This is a genomic window from Natronosalvus rutilus (assembly GCF_024204665.1).
Lineage (GTDB): Archaea > Halobacteriota > Halobacteria > Halobacteriales > Natrialbaceae > Natronosalvus > Natronosalvus rutilus.
Window position 1 is genome coordinate 2,310,715 of sequence record NZ_CP100355.1, and the last position, 14,374, is coordinate 2,325,088.

The 14,374-nt window shown below is 66.0% G+C and carries 13 protein-coding genes; 9 read left to right on the forward strand and 4 right to left on the reverse strand.

Annotation, left to right across the window (positions count from 1 at the left end; genetic code table 11):
• Positions 1 to 47 precede the first annotated feature (47 nt).
• The 3 genes from hmgB to gcvPB all read left to right on the forward strand — a co-directional run bounded on the left by hmgB (position 48) and on the right by gcvPB (position 4,448).
• On the forward strand, positions 48 to 1,385 hold the full coding sequence (gene hmgB / locus NGM29_RS11105) for a hydroxymethylglutaryl-CoA synthase (protein WP_254156225.1): 1,338 nt from the start codon (positions 48 to 50) through the stop codon (positions 1,383 to 1,385).
• A 154-nt stretch (positions 1,386 to 1,539) separates the two neighbouring features.
• Positions 1,540 to 2,877 (forward strand): aminomethyl-transferring glycine dehydrogenase subunit GcvPA, encoded by a 1,338-nt coding sequence (gene gcvPA / locus NGM29_RS11110; protein ID WP_254156226.1) that lies wholly within the window; start codon positions 1,540 to 1,542, stop codon positions 2,875 to 2,877.
• Positions 2,874 to 4,448, forward strand: a complete 1,575-nt coding sequence (gene gcvPB, locus NGM29_RS11115; protein ID WP_254156227.1) for an aminomethyl-transferring glycine dehydrogenase subunit GcvPB — start codon at positions 2,874 to 2,876, stop codon at positions 4,446 to 4,448. The genes gcvPA and gcvPB overlap by 4 nt, the downstream gene beginning before the upstream one ends.
• On the opposite strand, the gene NGM29_RS11120 is transcribed toward gcvPB, so the two are convergent.
• Both NGM29_RS11120 and NGM29_RS11125 read right to left on the reverse strand, forming a co-directional pair.
• Positions 4,440 to 5,105, reverse strand: coding sequence for a helix-turn-helix domain-containing protein (locus NGM29_RS11120; RefSeq protein ID WP_254156228.1), 666 nt, complete (start codon positions 5,103 to 5,105; stop codon positions 4,440 to 4,442). The genes gcvPB and NGM29_RS11120 overlap by 9 nt on opposite strands.
• A gap of 134 nt (positions 5,106 to 5,239) precedes the next feature.
• Positions 5,240 to 6,382, reverse strand: coding sequence for a TIGR04053 family radical SAM/SPASM domain-containing protein (locus NGM29_RS11125; protein WP_254156230.1), 1,143 nt, complete (start codon positions 6,380 to 6,382; stop codon positions 5,240 to 5,242).
• Between the two features lie 129 nt (positions 6,383 to 6,511).
• Between NGM29_RS11125 and NGM29_RS11130 the strand changes: the two genes are divergently transcribed.
• Positions 6,512 to 6,853: an Htur_1727 family rSAM-partnered candidate RiPP gene (locus NGM29_RS11130; RefSeq protein ID WP_254156231.1), complete on the forward strand. Its 342-nt coding sequence runs from the start codon at positions 6,512 to 6,514 to the stop codon at positions 6,851 to 6,853.
• Entirely contained in the window at positions 6,850 to 8,046 is a 1,197-nt protein-coding gene (locus tag NGM29_RS11135) for a TIGR04347 family pseudo-SAM/SPASM protein (protein ID WP_254156232.1), read from the forward strand. Before NGM29_RS11130 ends, NGM29_RS11135 begins: the two co-directional genes overlap by 4 nt.
• Before the next feature lie 68 nt (positions 8,047 to 8,114).
• Here the strand turns inward: NGM29_RS11135 and NGM29_RS11140 are convergent, their stop codons facing one another.
• Positions 8,115 to 8,285 (reverse strand): HEWD family protein, encoded by a 171-nt coding sequence (locus NGM29_RS11140; protein ID WP_254156233.1) that lies wholly within the window; start codon positions 8,283 to 8,285, stop codon positions 8,115 to 8,117.
• Between the two features lie 126 nt (positions 8,286 to 8,411).
• On the reverse strand, positions 8,412 to 10,022 hold the full coding sequence (locus tag NGM29_RS11145) for a phosphoenolpyruvate carboxykinase (ATP) (RefSeq protein ID WP_254156234.1): 1,611 nt from the start codon (positions 10,020 to 10,022) through the stop codon (positions 8,412 to 8,414).
• Between the two features lie 259 nt (positions 10,023 to 10,281).
• On the opposite strand from NGM29_RS11145, the gene NGM29_RS11150 reads away from it, so the two are divergent.
• The 4 genes from NGM29_RS11150 (at position 10,282) to NGM29_RS11165 (ending at position 14,339) form a co-directional block, all read left to right on the forward strand.
• Complete coding sequence (locus tag NGM29_RS11150) at positions 10,282 to 10,623, forward strand: EthD family reductase (protein WP_254156236.1); 342 nt, start codon at positions 10,282 to 10,284, stop codon at positions 10,621 to 10,623.
• 10 nt (positions 10,624 to 10,633) lie between these two features.
• Positions 10,634 to 12,379, forward strand: coding sequence for a thiamine pyrophosphate-binding protein (locus NGM29_RS11155; RefSeq protein WP_254156237.1), 1,746 nt, complete (start codon positions 10,634 to 10,636; stop codon positions 12,377 to 12,379).
• Positions 12,380 to 12,436: 57 nt separating this feature from the next.
• Positions 12,437 to 13,237, forward strand: coding sequence for an MOSC domain-containing protein (locus tag NGM29_RS11160; RefSeq protein ID WP_254156239.1), 801 nt, complete (start codon positions 12,437 to 12,439; stop codon positions 13,235 to 13,237).
• Between the two features lie 133 nt (positions 13,238 to 13,370).
• A complete protein-coding gene (locus NGM29_RS11165) occupies positions 13,371 to 14,339 on the forward strand; it encodes an NAD-dependent epimerase/dehydratase family protein (protein WP_254156241.1) in 969 nt (322 codons plus the stop codon).
• The last annotated feature ends 35 nt before the right edge of the window (positions 14,340 to 14,374 follow it).

Below are 14,374 nucleotides of genomic sequence, written 5' to 3' on the forward strand. Positions count from 1 at the left end.
AAACCACGAACGACAATATCTTGTATTCCGACCTGTAGCATTACAGTATGACATCCGTCGGTATCGACGCCGTCGAAATCTGGACGGGCAATCTCAAACTCGACTTGCCCGGCACCTTCGCCCCACAGAAGGGCGAGGACCCCGAAAAGTACACCAAAGGCCTCGGGCTCAACGCCTCATCGTTCCCCGACAGCTACGAGGACATCGTCACCATGGGCGCCAATGCCGCCTACCGCCTCATGGACCGCAAGGGCCTCGAGCCCGACGACATCGGCCGGATCGACGTCGCCACCGAGAGTGCCTTCGACAACTCGAAGCCGGTTTCGACGTACGTCGCAGGCTGCCTCGAGCAGGTGTTCGAGGGCGACTTCCACCACGCGAACAAGGGCGAGCGGAAGTTCGCCTGCATCGCCGGCACCCAGAGCCTCGACGACGCGTACAACTGGATCCGAGCGGATCGACACCGCGGGCGCTCGGCCATCGTCATCGCCACCGACACCGCCCTGTACGCCCGCGGTGACGCCGGCGAGGCGACTCAGGGTGCTGGCGCGGTCGCCATGCTCATCAGCGAGGATCCCAACCTGGTCGAGCTCTCGGCCGAACAGGGCTTCGGGTCGGCCGACGAGACCGACTTCCTCAAACCCAACCAGCAGTTCCCGAGCGTCGACGGCAAGCGTTCGGTCCAGGTCTACCTCGCCCGCATGCGCGAGGCGCTGATCGACTACCAGCGCGAGGCCGGCGAGATTACGGTCGGCGACTTCCAGTACGCGCCGTTCCACACGCCGTTCCCGGGCATGGTCCGGAAGGCCGCCCTGCTGGCGTATCGCCACATCACCCGCGACACCGAAATCGAGGAGGAACTGGCCGAGGAGATCGGTCGCCAGCCTCGCGAGGAAGCCTTCGAGGACGAGGAGGCGTTCACTGACGCGATCCGGGAGTACATGGACGGGCTGAAGGGCACCGAGCGCTACCAGGCGTGGTACGCCGAGACCATCGACCCGACGCTGACGATCGCTCGAGACGTCGGCAACTGGTACACGGGGTCGGTCCACGTCGCCCGCGCGAGCGCGTTGAAACACGCCGCGGAGAACGACCGCGACATGGTCGGCGAGCAGCTCCTGGTCGGGTCCTACGGGAGCGGTGCCCAGGCCGAAATCCACACCGAGACCGTGAAGGAAAATTGGCTCGAGGAGATCGAGGCGCTGAACGTCGACGAGCAACTCGAGTCCCGCTACGACATCGACTGGGACGATTACGAAGAGATCCACGACGCGCACAACCACGAGATGGATGTCGACATCGAACCGCTGACGACCCCGGAAGGCGAGTTCGCGTTCGACGGCTGGGGGCGGATGGGCGAGCGGAAGTATCGTTACGTCGAGTGATTTGGCACGGCCGCTCGAGCGGACGGCGAGAAAGAGATGCGTTGATAACCCCGTGCTCCGAACCCGCAATTAACGTGTCTCGGAACGAACCCTGCGGCCGGCAAGCAGTGGGGACGACCGACTTTTCAATCAGCGAAGACACACCTGTGCTATCATGAACGGAACACGCACCACGGGGAGTCCGTACGCTCCTCACACGGACGACGATACGGCGGCGATGCTCGAGGCGGTAGACGCCGACTCCGTCGACGATTTGTTTGACATTCCGCCGGCAGTATGGTTCGACGATGAGTTCGGAATCGACGCACGAACCGAACGCGAGGCGCGCCAGCTGGTCCGCCAGACGCTCGAGCGAAACGACGACCTGGTCGAGTTGCTGGGTCGAGGCCACTACGGCTACTACGTGCCATCGCTGGTCGATCACCTCGCGGATCGATCGGAGTTTTTGACCTCCTACACCCAGTACCAACCCGAAGTCTCCCAGGGCTTCCTGCAGGCGCTGTTCGAGTACCAGTCGCTGCTGGTCGAGCTCACCGGCCTCGAGGTCGCGAACTGTTCGATGTACGACGCGGCGACGGCTCTGGGAGAGGCGGCGACGCTCGCCGACCGCGTTCGAGACACATCGGGTCATCGGGTGCTCGTTCCGGACCTCTTGCTCGAGGGACGTCGGAGCACCCTCGAGAACTACGTCGCCGGCACGGACCTCGAGGTCGAGACGTACCCGACCGACGACAGCACCGTGGACGTCGAGGCCCTCACGGATACTATCGACGAGGAGGTCGTTCTGTGCTACGTCGAGAACCCCACCGTTCGCGGCACGATCGAGGAACGCCTCGCCGAGATCGGGGACCTTGCCCACGAGCACGACGCACTGTACGTGCTCGGTTCGGATCCCGTCGCGCTCTCGTTGCTCCAGCGGCCGGCCGACGTGGGCGCTGACGTCGTCGTCGGCGATGCGAGCGTGCTCGGGCTGCCGACGAGTTACGGCATGGGCCTGGGACTGTTCGCGACCCGGGAGAGCTACCTCCGGCAGGTGCCCGGTCGCCTGGTCGGCGTCAGTGAGGACGCGACCGATCGGCGAGCGTTCACGCTCACCCTCCAGACCCGCGAGCAACACATTCGCCGCGAGCGAGCGACGAGCAACATCTGTACGAACCAGGCCTGGGTCGCCCTCCGGACCGCGATGCACGCCGCCTCGCTCGGTCCCTCCGGACTGATCGACCTCGCGAAGCGCGACGTGACCCGAGCCCAGGACCTCGCCGCACGCGTCGACGATCTCGTCGGTGTCACGGCGCCCGTCGACGACCGCCACCACATTCGCGAGTTCGTCGTCCAGGTCGATCAGCCCGCCCAGGCGGTCGCGGACGACCTCGAAGAGCACGGCTTCGCGGTTCACGTCGTCGGCGAACACGAACTGCAGGTCTGTGTCGCCGGCGCCTCCGACGAACAGATCGATGCGTTCGTCGAGGCGTTCACGGAGGTGGTTCGATGAGCGATCAGGGACAGGAACGGGAACGAGGGCAGGACCAGGATCGAGACCGGGAACGGAGACGAGAGCTCGAGCAGGGAGGGGAACGGGAACAGAAAGAGGGACAGGGTCGACGGTACGATCAGGCCAGATACGTCAGCAACGGCCACTACGAACCGCTCCTCTCGGAGAAAGACAGCACTCACGTCGACGTCGACGACGACTCGCCGCTGCCGGACGACCTGACCCGCGATTCCCTCGAGTTACCCGAACTCTCCGAACCGGAACTCGCGCGTCACTACACGCGCCTCTCCCAGATGATATACGGGATCGACAGCGGGCCGTACCCGCTGGGGTCGTGTACGATGAAGTACAACCCGAAGTTCACCGAGGACGTCGCCGCCCTCGACGTTGCAGCGGTCCACCCCGACCGCTCGTCGGGGTCGATTCAGGGAACGCTCGAGTTGCTCCACCGGCTACAAGATTACCTCGCGCGAATCGGCGGGATGGACGCCGTGACCCTCCAGCCGCCAGCTGGCGCGGCGGGCGAGTTCGTCGGCATTCGGGTCGCCAGCGCCTACCACGAGCACAACGGGGACGACGAGCGAGACGAGGTGATCGTCCCCGAGAGCGCCCACGGAACGAACTTCGCGACCGCAGCGTTGGGCGGGTACGACGTCGTCACGCTCCCGAGCGACGACGGCGGCCGCGTCGACCTCGAAGCCCTCGAGGCTGCCCTCTCCGAGCGAACGGCAGCGCTCATGCTGACGAACCCGAACACCCTCGGGTTGTTCGAGCGCAACATTACCGAAATCGCCGAGATGGTCCACGATGTCGGCGGCCTGCTGTACTACGATGGCGCGAACCTCAACGCCCTCCTCGGGCGAGCCCGTCCGGGGGACATGGGCTTCGACGTGATGCACTACAACGTCCACAAGACGTTCGCGACGCCCCACGGTGGCGGCGGGCCGGGTGCCGGGCCGGTCGGCGTCGTCGACGAGCTAGCGCCGTTCCTGCCCGAGCCTCGCGTTCGCGAGCGTGGCGGCGAGGGCGGGGAGGGCGAGACCGAGTACGAACTGTTCGCCCCCGAACACTCGATCGGTCACGTCCACGGCTTCCAGGGCAACTGGCTCGTCCTGGTCAAGACGTTCGCCTACATCGCCCGACTCGGCGACGACGGACTGCTCGACGCGAGCGCGAAGGCCGTCCTCAACGCGAACTACCTCGCCGACCAGATCGACTATGAGGTTCCCTACGGCCCCTTCCACCACGAGTTCGTCGCCAGCGCGGGCGATCAGGACGCGGCCGACGTCGCCAGACGGATGCTCGACTTCGGTGTCCACCCGCCAACGACGAAGTGGCCCGAAATCGTCCCGCAGGCGCTGATGACCGAACCAACCGAGGTCGAGAGCAAGGAAACGCTCGACACTCTCGCCGAGGCCTTTCAGCAGGCGTCAGCCTCGAGCGACGACGAACTCGAGTCCGCGCCCAACCGAACCGCCGTGGGCCGGATCGATCAGACGAGCGCAGCGCGAAACCCGCGGCTTTCATGGCAGGCGCTCCAGGATACCAACTCGGGCGAGGACTCAGCCTAACGTCTGCAGGACTTTTCGCTGAGCCGCCGCGAGGTGTTCGCCGAACGTCGAGCGCGTGATTCCGAGCGCCTCGGCCACGTCCCCGGCGTTCGACTCGCGGGGATACTCGAAGTACCCCATCTCGTGGGCCGTCTCGAGGACCTCCCGTTGTCGGGCGGTCAGGGAGTCGACCTCGAGGACGAGTGGTCCGTTACCGTTGCCGTCGCTCTCAGAGCGAAGCAGTCGTCGAACGCGGACGTCCCCAAATCGGTCCTGGAGGTCCGACATGAGGGCCGCGAATCCGGCCTGATCGTCGACGTAACAGGTGACCAGCAGCGACCCGTTCTCAGCGCTGATATCCGAGACTGGCCAGCCGAGTTCCTCGATGCGGTCACAGACGCACGGCGACGCTGCCGAGCGAGTGAACCGATAGACGGCGTGCGAATCGAGGTCGAAAATTCGGTCGGCGCCCTCGACCGCGTCGTACGTCTCGAGGTCGACGGTAGCGTCGCTCGCGATGGTGAACTCCTCGTCGACGTGCGGCCCCATGTTTCGCCCGGATGCCCGCGTCACGGTCTCGACGGGGGCGCCAGTCGTCTCGGAGGCCGCAGCGACCGGACAGGTCGACGGCGTCCGGACGTCGATCTCGACGCGAATGGTCTCGTTCAAAGCGTTCATAGGTACCCGTCGTACTGCGGGTCGAAGGACTTCAGTACGAACACGTTCGGTGATTCCCGTTCCTCGAATCCCTCTAACTCCCCGTCTCTCGGACCCTCCTCCTTTCTCCCTCACCGTTCGACCGCCGGACACGCTCAATCAGCGTCGGTCGGCCTCGAGGGCGCCGAGGGAACGCTCGTCGGGTCGTCCCACGGCAGCGGGCCGTCGTACTCCGCAGGAACGTACGGACACAGCGGGTCGCTCTCGAGGGGGTCGCCGGTGTAGGCGTAGGCTCGAGAGCGACTCCCGCCGCAGACCGTTCGGAACTCACAGGCTCCGCACTTCCCGCGCAGTCGACCGCGATCGCGGAGGGATCGAAACAGCGCCGAGTCGCGATAGATGGCAGTAATTGGTTCCTCGCGGACGTTACCGGCGGACGCCGGAAGGAAGCCGGACGGAAAGACCTCCCCGACGTGGCTGACGAACGCGAAGCCGTCGCCGGCGACGATCCCGCTTCGGCGTCGCAGGCCCGCGGCGTCGACCGTTCCGATGTCCGATTCCCGTCGCTCTTGCAGACGGACGCGTCGGTACTGTGGTGCCTCGGTGGTCTTGACCCCGAACGGTTCGCTGTCGCTGACCTCGCCAAGCCACGACATGACTGCGTCGGCCTCCTCGGGGGAGATTGGCTCGAGGATTCGCCCGCGTCCGACGGGGACGAGGAAGAAGACGCTCCACATGACGACGCCGAGGTCGGCGAGCAAGTCTCTGATCGCCGGGAGTTCGTCGACGGTCTGTCGGCAGACGGTGGTGTTGATCTGGACGGGAACGCCGGCCGCGCGGGCGTCCTTCATCGCCCGAATCGTCTCCGCGAAGCTTCCGGCTTCGCCACGGAAGGCGTCGTGGCTCTCGGGGGTCGCACCGTCGAGGCTGAGCGCCATCCGTCGAAGTCCCGCCTCGGAGAGTGCCTCGATGCGGTCTCTCGTGACCGACCGGGTTCCGCTCGGCGTGATCGTCATCCGCAGGCCGAGGTCGGTCCCGTACTCGATCAGTTCCGGGACGTCGTCACGGACGAGCGGATCGCCACCCGAGAGCACCACGAGTTGGCCATCTCCGAAGTCGCTCGCATCCTCGAGCAGTCGCTTCCCGTCGGCGGTCGACAACTCGTCGGGGTGGCGTTCTGGCTGGGCGTCGGCCCGGCAGTGGGTGCACGCAAGTGCGCAAGCCTGGGTTACCTCCCAGATCAGCACGAACGGGCGTTTCGACGTGTCGATCGATCGGCGACCGGGTGGCGCTGGCATGGATACTCACCCGCCGTTGGCGACGCCGCCTACAAAGGGCCGGTTCTCGTTCTCGGGATCCGGGAACGCCGCCCGAAGACGTTCGCAACGAGCGATATACCCCCGAGAACCCAACCGCGAACGAACACGATGGTCGAATCTATACGTCGCGAGCGAGTGGCGGGGGATCGCCGCGGAACGCCGCTCCCACAGTGGGAGGTCTTCCTTCGGGAGAATCGAGACAAGCGCCTTCATCACGTCGGCAGCGTTTCGGCGACGAGCGCCGAGGAGGCCGTCGAAAACGCCTCGCGGCTCTTCGGCCGGTACGCCGCGGACCTCTGGGTGTGCCCGGCCGAGGCGGTCGGGCGGTACTCGACGCGCCCGCTGTCCACCGCATCCTGCTCGCCGGACGAGGCGCCGGATCGCGAAGTTTCGTCCAAACCTCGCGTTTCCGAGGAAAGCGACGGAGTCCCGCGGGTGAACGACTCGTGATCTCGATCAGCAAGCTCCTCTGTGACCTGGACGCCGAGGGCGACGGACTGCGCTACGACGCCGCCGACGGCTCGAGCAAGCCCCAGATCACGACCGGAAAACAGCGCCGTCCGGTCGTCGTCTGGAACGCGACTCGTCGCTGTAATCTCCACTGCGCACACTGTTACGCGGCGGCCGAAACCGAGCCCGCAGCGGGCGAGTTCTCGACGGTCGAAGCCCGACGGTTCCTCGAGCAGTTAGCCGACTACGACGTCCCCGTCGTGCTCTTTTCCGGCGGGGAACCGCTCGTCAGGCAGGATCTCCCCGAACTCGTCGCGTACGCCGCGGACCTCGGCCTTCGGCCCGTCCTCTCGACGAACGGGACCCTCATCACGCCCGAGAAAGCGTCTCGACTCGAGGCCGCCGGACTGCAGTACGCCGGCATCTCCGTCGACGGCCTTCCGGAGCGAAACGACGCGTTCCGGGGAAAGGAGGGGGCCTTCGACGCCGCCGTCCGGGGAATCGAGGCCTGTCAGTCCGCCGGGCTCAAGACCGGACTGCGGTACACGATCACTGAGGCGAACGCTGCCGACCTCGAGGGAGTCGTCGACCTGCTGACCAACGTGGGGGTCGATCGGTTCTGCTTCTACCACCTCGATTACGGCGGGCGCGGCGCCGACATTACCGACATCGACCTCAGCCCCGAGGCGACCCGTGACGCGGTGAGGCGACTCTGCGATCTGACGCTGGAGTACCACGACCGCGGCGAGGAAATCGAGACCCTGCTGGTCGGCAACTACGTCGACGCGCCCTTCCTCGTCGAGTACGCCGCCGACCGTTTCGGCCCCGAGAGAGCCGAAACCGTCTACCGCCACCTCGAGCGAAACGGAGGCGATCCGACGGGCGAGCGCATCGCGGACGTCGACTACGAGGGCAACGTTCACCTGACCCAGTTCTGGCAGGACTACAGCCTGGGTAACGTTCGCGACCGACCGTTTGGCGACATCTGGGACGACGAGACGAATCCGCTACTCGCCGATCTTCGAGCGCGCGAGGACCACCTCACCGGCCGGTGTTCGACGTGCCAGTATCGGTCGATCTGTCGCGGTGGATCTCGATTGCGGGCGCTCTCGAGTGAGTCCCTCTTCGGACCCGATCCGCAGTGTTATCTCACCGAAACTGAGCGTCACGGCGAGTTGCCGATCGCTCGTTGATAGCCATATTAGATGCCCGCCAGGGGCATGTGGCCTTCGAGGCGGGCCTCGGGCACAGACCAGTCGCGTTACTCGTAGGGGGTGAACGAACCGTTGATGTCCCACTCGTGAATACAGTGTGGGTGACCGCGGTCGCTATCGGATGCGTGTTGCCAGGCGGACTGGCTGTTGTCCCAGCGCTCCGTCCGGCCACAGCGTTCGCATACCCGCGTCGTTGGTTTCTGCATCTGGACGCTCATTGTCAACGGTGAGAACGCTGTACATATAACAGTAGCTGTGACCGGCAAGTGCTGCCCACCCGCACGTCGTGCGCTCTCGATTTGCCGTCCTCATCGCTCGAGACTCTTTTGGGAAGATCTGGCTGGTCAGTACACCGCGTCGACGATCTCCTGGTCGAGTTGCTCGAACGACTCGAGGTACTCGCGCCGTTCCGCGCGCAGGGCTTCGAGTTCGCCGTCGTAATCGTCGACGTACTCGGCGACGCGGAACGCCTCGATGTCCATCCCGGGCACGTTCGCGGGGACCTCGAGGCCGAGTTGCTCGTCCCGGGACCACCCGACGGTCCCCCGCGCGAGTTCGGTCAGGATCGTCACGGACTCGGTGACGCCGACGTCCTTCGAGCTCGCGTTGGGGTAGCCGACCGTTCCCGTGTTCACGACGTAGCACTCGAGGTCCAGCGAGGCGACCAGCTCTCGCAGCCGGTTCCCCTCCTCGCCTTCCGGACCGATGATGAACGGATTCGTCCCCACGACCCGGATGCGCTCGCCAGCACGGTCGGGGTCGCCGGCGCTCGTCTCAATCGATTCGCCCAGCATGAACGCGACGGCCGCCTGTTCGTCGTCGAGTCTGGCGACCGGCGGCATCAGCGGGTTCCGGGTGATGAAAAAGAGCTGGTCGACGTCCTCTAGGTCGATGTCCTCGCTGGCGCTGGGCAATTTCGAGCGCCGGATGACGGCGCGACCGTTCTTCGTGTACCGGTCGTCGTCGAAGTCGACCGTCCCGTCTTCGTCGACGACGACGTTCTCGAACGCGGCCGATTCGTCGGTGACTGCGGCGTGTATCCCGGGTTGCTCGTCGGCATCCAGGCCGTACGTTTTCACGTAGAGGCCGCCGCCCTCGCTGCCGGCGACCGAGCCGTCCGGCAGGAGCGCGCAGACGTCGTCCTGGATCATGACTGCCTCCTCGGGGGCCTCGAGCCAGCAGCCGTGGGCCGTGAGCGTCGATTTTCCGGTCGCGGAGAGCCCCATGAAGAGCTGACCGACGGTCTCGAGGTCGGGGTCGGTTCCGTCCTCGGTTTCGGTGCGGGCGTCGTCGGCCGCTCGAGCCACGCGAACGCGCTTGCTGCCGGCGTGCAGGCCGAGGCCGCCGAGTCGTTTCGCTCGGTGCATGAACAGCCGGAGGAACGACTTCTTCGCTTCACCGGTGTAGTCGCTGCCGACGACGGCGGTGAACCCGTCTTCCGGGAGGATTCGGATCGCCGTCTCCGATGCGTCCGGAACCTGTACCGTGACGAAGTCCGGGTCGCGACCGTCGGTCGGATCGAACAGCATCGCCCATCCGTGGGCGATTCGCGCGTACTCGATCGGAACGTACAGCCGACAGCAAAACGTCGCTTCCGGGTGCGTGCCGACGAGCCGGTCGACGCAGAGCATCGCGCGGTTCTCGACGGCCTCGGTTGCCCGATCGATGACGGCGTAATCCGCCTCACCGAAGTCGTCGTCGTCGGCGTTTTCCGTCAGATCGGCGCTCCTGGACCGGAACTCGCTCACGTAGGACGCGGAGCCGAACTCGGTCGTCGTCTCGTCGGCGGCGGCGAGTTCGCGGAGCCCGGCGATCAGGTCGTCGTCGGTGCGATGGGTGGGCGATTCCTCGACCGTCGTCGAGCCCACCGGGCCGTAGTACTGGACGTTTGGGGCACGCTTCGGATCGGCCAGGGACTCGCGGACGTGACGCGGCTGCGTCCCGGTTTCGGACATACTAGGAAAAACCATCGCTCTGATACATAAATCCGGAGGATTTTCCAGTCGGTATGCCTCCCGTTTCCACGGCCCGACTCAGTACTTCGATTTTACGCTCACTGGTCCCGATTATCTGGTGAATAATCTCCCGAAATCCAATGTTCGGGATATGATGTATACGCCAAATTTACTCGAGGTCGAAACAATGTATCTTGCTCGAGCGAGCGGACCGGACCGACAGAGCAAAGGTCGAACCCGAAGACGCCACGCACGGAACATGATCACGTTCGTCAACTTGCTGGTTCGCGACGACGACCTCAGTCACGAGGAGTTCTGTGAGCGCTGGCTGGGAGACCACACCGACCTCGCGTCGGACCTCCCTGGCCTCGAGCGGTACGTCACGTCGACGCCGACCGATCCCTCGAAGTCGGCGTACGACGGCATCGTCCGGCTGACGTTCGCCGACGGCGCGGCGATGGCCGCCGCGTTCGAGTCCGACGTCGGGCAGGAAGTGCAGGCCGACGCGGCGACGTTCGCCGACATGGAGGCGAGCGAGACGATGGTCGTCGAGGAGACCGTCCACGTCGCCGAGACGGCGCTCCCCTCGGAGGACGACTGAGTCGGCCATCATGGACGACACGCACTCCACGCAGACGACCGCCGACCGCGTCGTCGACACGCTCGAGGCGCTCGGCGTCGAGTACGTCTTCGGCTATCCCGGCGGCCGCCTCATCGAGGTGTTCGAGACGATTGGCCACCGGGACACCGACGTGACGGTCGTCCGCCCGCGCGACGAGCGCGAGGCGAGCGTCATGGCCGAGGCTTACGGTCGGATGACCGGCTCCCCCGCCGTTCTCGCTGGACAGGGGCCCTGGATCGGCAGCCTCGGCGCCATTGGCCAGATGGAAGCCAGGCTCGGCTCCTCGCCGATGGTCGTGCTCACCGAGGCCTCCGAGCGCGGCGACTACTCCACGCTCGCGCCCTACCAGCAGTCCAGGGGCGACTACGGCGGCCTCTCGCTGCCGAAGATTCTCGACGGCGTGACCAAGGAGTGGTGGTTCCCGCGCACGCCGCCGGAAACCGTCCGCACGGTCCAGCTCGCGTTCAAGCACGCGACCGCCGGTCGGAACGGCCCCTGTGCCGTCATCTTCGACGGCTCGGCGATTACGGACGACCTACCAGAGGACGTCACGCCCGGTCTCTGGGACGACGAAACCCAGGTCAGAAACTGGGAGTCGCGGCCGACGGACCGCGACGTCGAGGCCGCTGCGGACGCGCTCGCAAACGCCGACCGCCCCGTCATCCTGGCGGGTAACGGCGTCCACGCGAGCGCCGGCGGCAACGAAACCGACGAACCCGACGCCTACGATCGCCTTGAGGCCGTGGCCGACGCCTACGACGCCGTCGTTGCCACCTCCTATCTGGGGAAATCCACCATCCCCGAAACCCACGAGCGCGCGGCAGGCGTCATCGGTTCGTTCGGTCACGAGGGGGCGAACCGCGTCGTCAGCGAGGCGGACGTCCTAGTCGTCGTCGGCTGTCGGATGAACCCGATGGACACGAACTGGCAGGCCGAGTCGTTCATCCGCCCCGACGAACAGACGATCATCCACGCGGACGTCGACTCGAGAAACGCCGGCTGGGTCTACCCGGCCGACGTCGGCCTGATAGGTGATGCTGGCGAAACGCTTGCAGCACTGCTCGAGGCGAGCGAGGGCCGCGACGCCGAAAACGACTGGGCGCTCGAGCGAGCGGCCGAGGCGCGGGAGGACTTCCACGTGCCCGCCTGCGAGGCCGAGAGCACACCCATCAAACCCCAGCGGGTGTGCAAGGCGATCGAAGCAGTCGTCGACGAGGACACGGTCGTTACCGCGGACTCCGGAAACAACCGCTTCTGGCTCCTCAACTACCTCCAGACCGAGACGACGGGAAGTTACTACGGGAGCGGTGGCGTCGGCGCGATGGGGTGGGCGGCGCCAGCCGCCGTCACCGGCGCTCTCCTCGGCAAGGACGCTATCTGCGTCGCCGGCGACGGCGGCTTCGCCATGACGATGACGGCCCTCGAGACCGCCGTGGACTGCGACGTCGCGCCGACGTTCGTCGTCCTCAACGACACCTCACTCGGCATGGTTCGCCAGATGGACGATGCTATTCCCGGCGCGCACTTCCACGACACGGACTTCGTCGGCGTGGCGGAGGCCCTGGGCGGCGACGGCGTCCGGGTTTCCGACCCTGCGAACCTCGAGGATGCCATCGCGGACGCGAAGGCTGCGTCGGTACCGACGGTCGTCGACGTGCGGATCGATCCCGACGAAGAGATGGCCGACCAGCTTTCCTCGTCGTTCTACGACGAGGTCGGTGGCCTCCACGAATAGTTCGTCGGAACGACAGCTGTACGAATGTATTTATCCGATGATCACTACTCCTCGGTGATGGCACACCTCGAGCGGCTCTCCGTCTACCCGATCAAGTCACTCGATCCAGTCGCCGTCGATACGGCTCGAGTGGGCGAAAACGGAGCGCTCGAGTGGGATCGACGGTACGCGATCGTCGACGAGTCCGACGCGTACGTCAACGGAAAACGCGAGCGGGCGGTCCACCGGTTGCACACCGAGTACGACCTCGAGCGGAAGACGGTCGCGATCGGCGAGCGAGGCGGCGAGACGCGGACCTACCACCTCGACGTCGACCGGAATTCCCTCGAGTCGTGGCTCACGGACTTCTTCGGCTACCGCGTCCAGGTCGTCTGCGACGACGAGGGCGGGTTCCCGGACGACACCGACGCCTCCGGGCCGACGGTCATCAGCACGGGGACGCTCGAGGCCGTCGCCGACTGGTACGAGGGTATCGACGTCGACGAGATGCGACGACGGCTGCGGGCGAACCTCGAGATCAGCGCCGACGAGGCGTTCTGGGAGGATCGCCTGTACGACCGGCCGGGGCGGGCGGTCTCGTTCGAACTCGGCGACGCGACGCTTCTGGGAATCAACCCCTGCCAGCGCTGCGTCGTGCCGACGCGTGATCCGGACACGGGTGAAGACACCCCCGGCTTCCGGGAGACGTTCGTCGAACGCCGGGAGGCAACGCTTCCGTCGTGGGCCGGGTCGGACTGGTTCGACCACTACTTCCGGCTCATGGTCAACACGAAGGTTCCCGACGACCAGTGGGAAACCACCCTCTCGGTCGGCGACGACGTGCGCCTCGGCGAGTCGACTCGAGTCGCCAGTTCGTAACCGTTCCCCGCGCTCTCGAGGCGCTTCCGTTCACTTCAGGGCGGTACGTCGACTCTCGGACGTTCGCATCACGGCCTCGAGCCACGGCGCCATGTCAGAACGCTTTTGCCGTCTACGATGGAGATTCGTGATAATGTCTGCGGACACAGTACTCGTCACGGGTGGCACGGGATTCATCGGTTCGTACGTCGTCGAGGACCTGGTCGAAGCGGGTCACGACGTCGTCGCGTTCGACCTCTCGACCGATCCGCGGATTCTCGAGAAACTCGGCATCGCCGACGACGTCGACATCCGCCGCGGGGACGTCTCCGAAGTGACCGACGTCATCGGCGCCGTTCGCGAGACCGGCGCGACGCACATCGTCCACCTCGCCGCGCTGCTGACGACCACCGCGCGCGAGAACCCGCGCGCGGCGATGAACGTCAACATCGAGGGGACGAACAACGTCTTCGAAGCCGCTCGAATCCTCGACGACCAGGTCGAGCGCGTCGCCTGGGCGTCTTCGGCCGCGGTATTCGCGCCGCCGACGAACTACACGGAAAACGACGGCTGGGTCACCGAGGACAACCTCGTCTACCCCGACACGCTCTACGGGGCGACCAAGGAGTACAACGAACACCAGGCGCGGGTCTACTACGAGGACCACGGCGTCTCCCACGTCGCACTCCGTCCGACGGTCGCCTACGGCCCCTACCGCGAGACCGGGGGCTCTGCGTTCCTGGCGAACATCATCGAGAAGCCCGCCCTCGGCGAGGCGTTCGCCGTCGAGTACGGCGACCAGGTAATCGACTGGCAGTACGTCCGGGACATCGCCCAGGCGTTCCGCAAGGCGACGTTCGCCCCCGACGAGCGCCTCTCCCGTCGCGTCTACAACGTTCGCGGGACCGTCGCGACCATCCGCGAGGCCGCCGAGACGGTCGAATCCATCGTCCCCGGTGCCGACCTCGAGGTGTCCGACGAGGGCGAGCTCCCGTGGACCCAGAAGCTCGACATGACTGCCGCGAAGGACGACCTGGGGTACGACCCCGAGTACGACCTCGAGACCGGGTTCCGGGAGTACATCGACGTGTTGCGGGCCGAAAACGGCCTCGACCCTCTCTGATCGAGCGACCTCGAGACCCTCGGATCGGACACCCT

Bases quoted from the DNA above. Each gene is read 5' to 3' on its own strand.
- NGM29_RS11140 (WP_254156233.1), bottom strand. From the start codon at position 8,285: ATGAGCGTCCAGATGCAGAAACCAACGACGCGGGTATGCGAACGCTGT.
- NGM29_RS11150 (WP_254156236.1), top strand. From the start codon at position 10,282: ATGATCACGTTCGTCAACTTGCTGGTTCGCGACGACGACCTCAGTCAC.
- NGM29_RS11165 (WP_254156241.1), top strand. From the start codon at position 13,371: ATGTCTGCGGACACAGTACTCGTCACGGGTGGCACGGGATTCATCGGT.
- NGM29_RS11160 (WP_254156239.1), top strand. From the start codon at position 12,437: ATGGCACACCTCGAGCGGCTCTCCGTCTACCCGATCAAGTCACTCGAT.
- NGM29_RS11120 (WP_254156228.1), bottom strand. From the start codon at position 5,105: ATGAACGCTTTGAACGAGACCATTCGCGTCGAGATCGACGTCCGGACG.
- NGM29_RS11155 (WP_254156237.1), top strand. From the start codon at position 10,634: ATGGACGACACGCACTCCACGCAGACGACCGCCGACCGCGTCGTCGAC.
- gcvPA (WP_254156226.1), top strand. From the start codon at position 1,540: ATGAACGGAACACGCACCACGGGGAGTCCGTACGCTCCTCACACGGAC.
- NGM29_RS11130 (WP_254156231.1), top strand. From the start codon at position 6,512: ATGGTCGAATCTATACGTCGCGAGCGAGTGGCGGGGGATCGCCGCGGA.
- hmgB (WP_254156225.1), top strand. From the start codon at position 48: ATGACATCCGTCGGTATCGACGCCGTCGAAATCTGGACGGGCAATCTC.
- gcvPB (WP_254156227.1), top strand. From the start codon at position 2,874: ATGAGCGATCAGGGACAGGAACGGGAACGAGGGCAGGACCAGGATCGA.
- NGM29_RS11145 (WP_254156234.1), bottom strand. From the start codon at position 10,022: ATGTCCGAAACCGGGACGCAGCCGCGTCACGTCCGCGAGTCCCTGGCC.
- NGM29_RS11125 (WP_254156230.1), bottom strand. From the start codon at position 6,382: ATGCCAGCGCCACCCGGTCGCCGATCGATCGACACGTCGAAACGCCCG.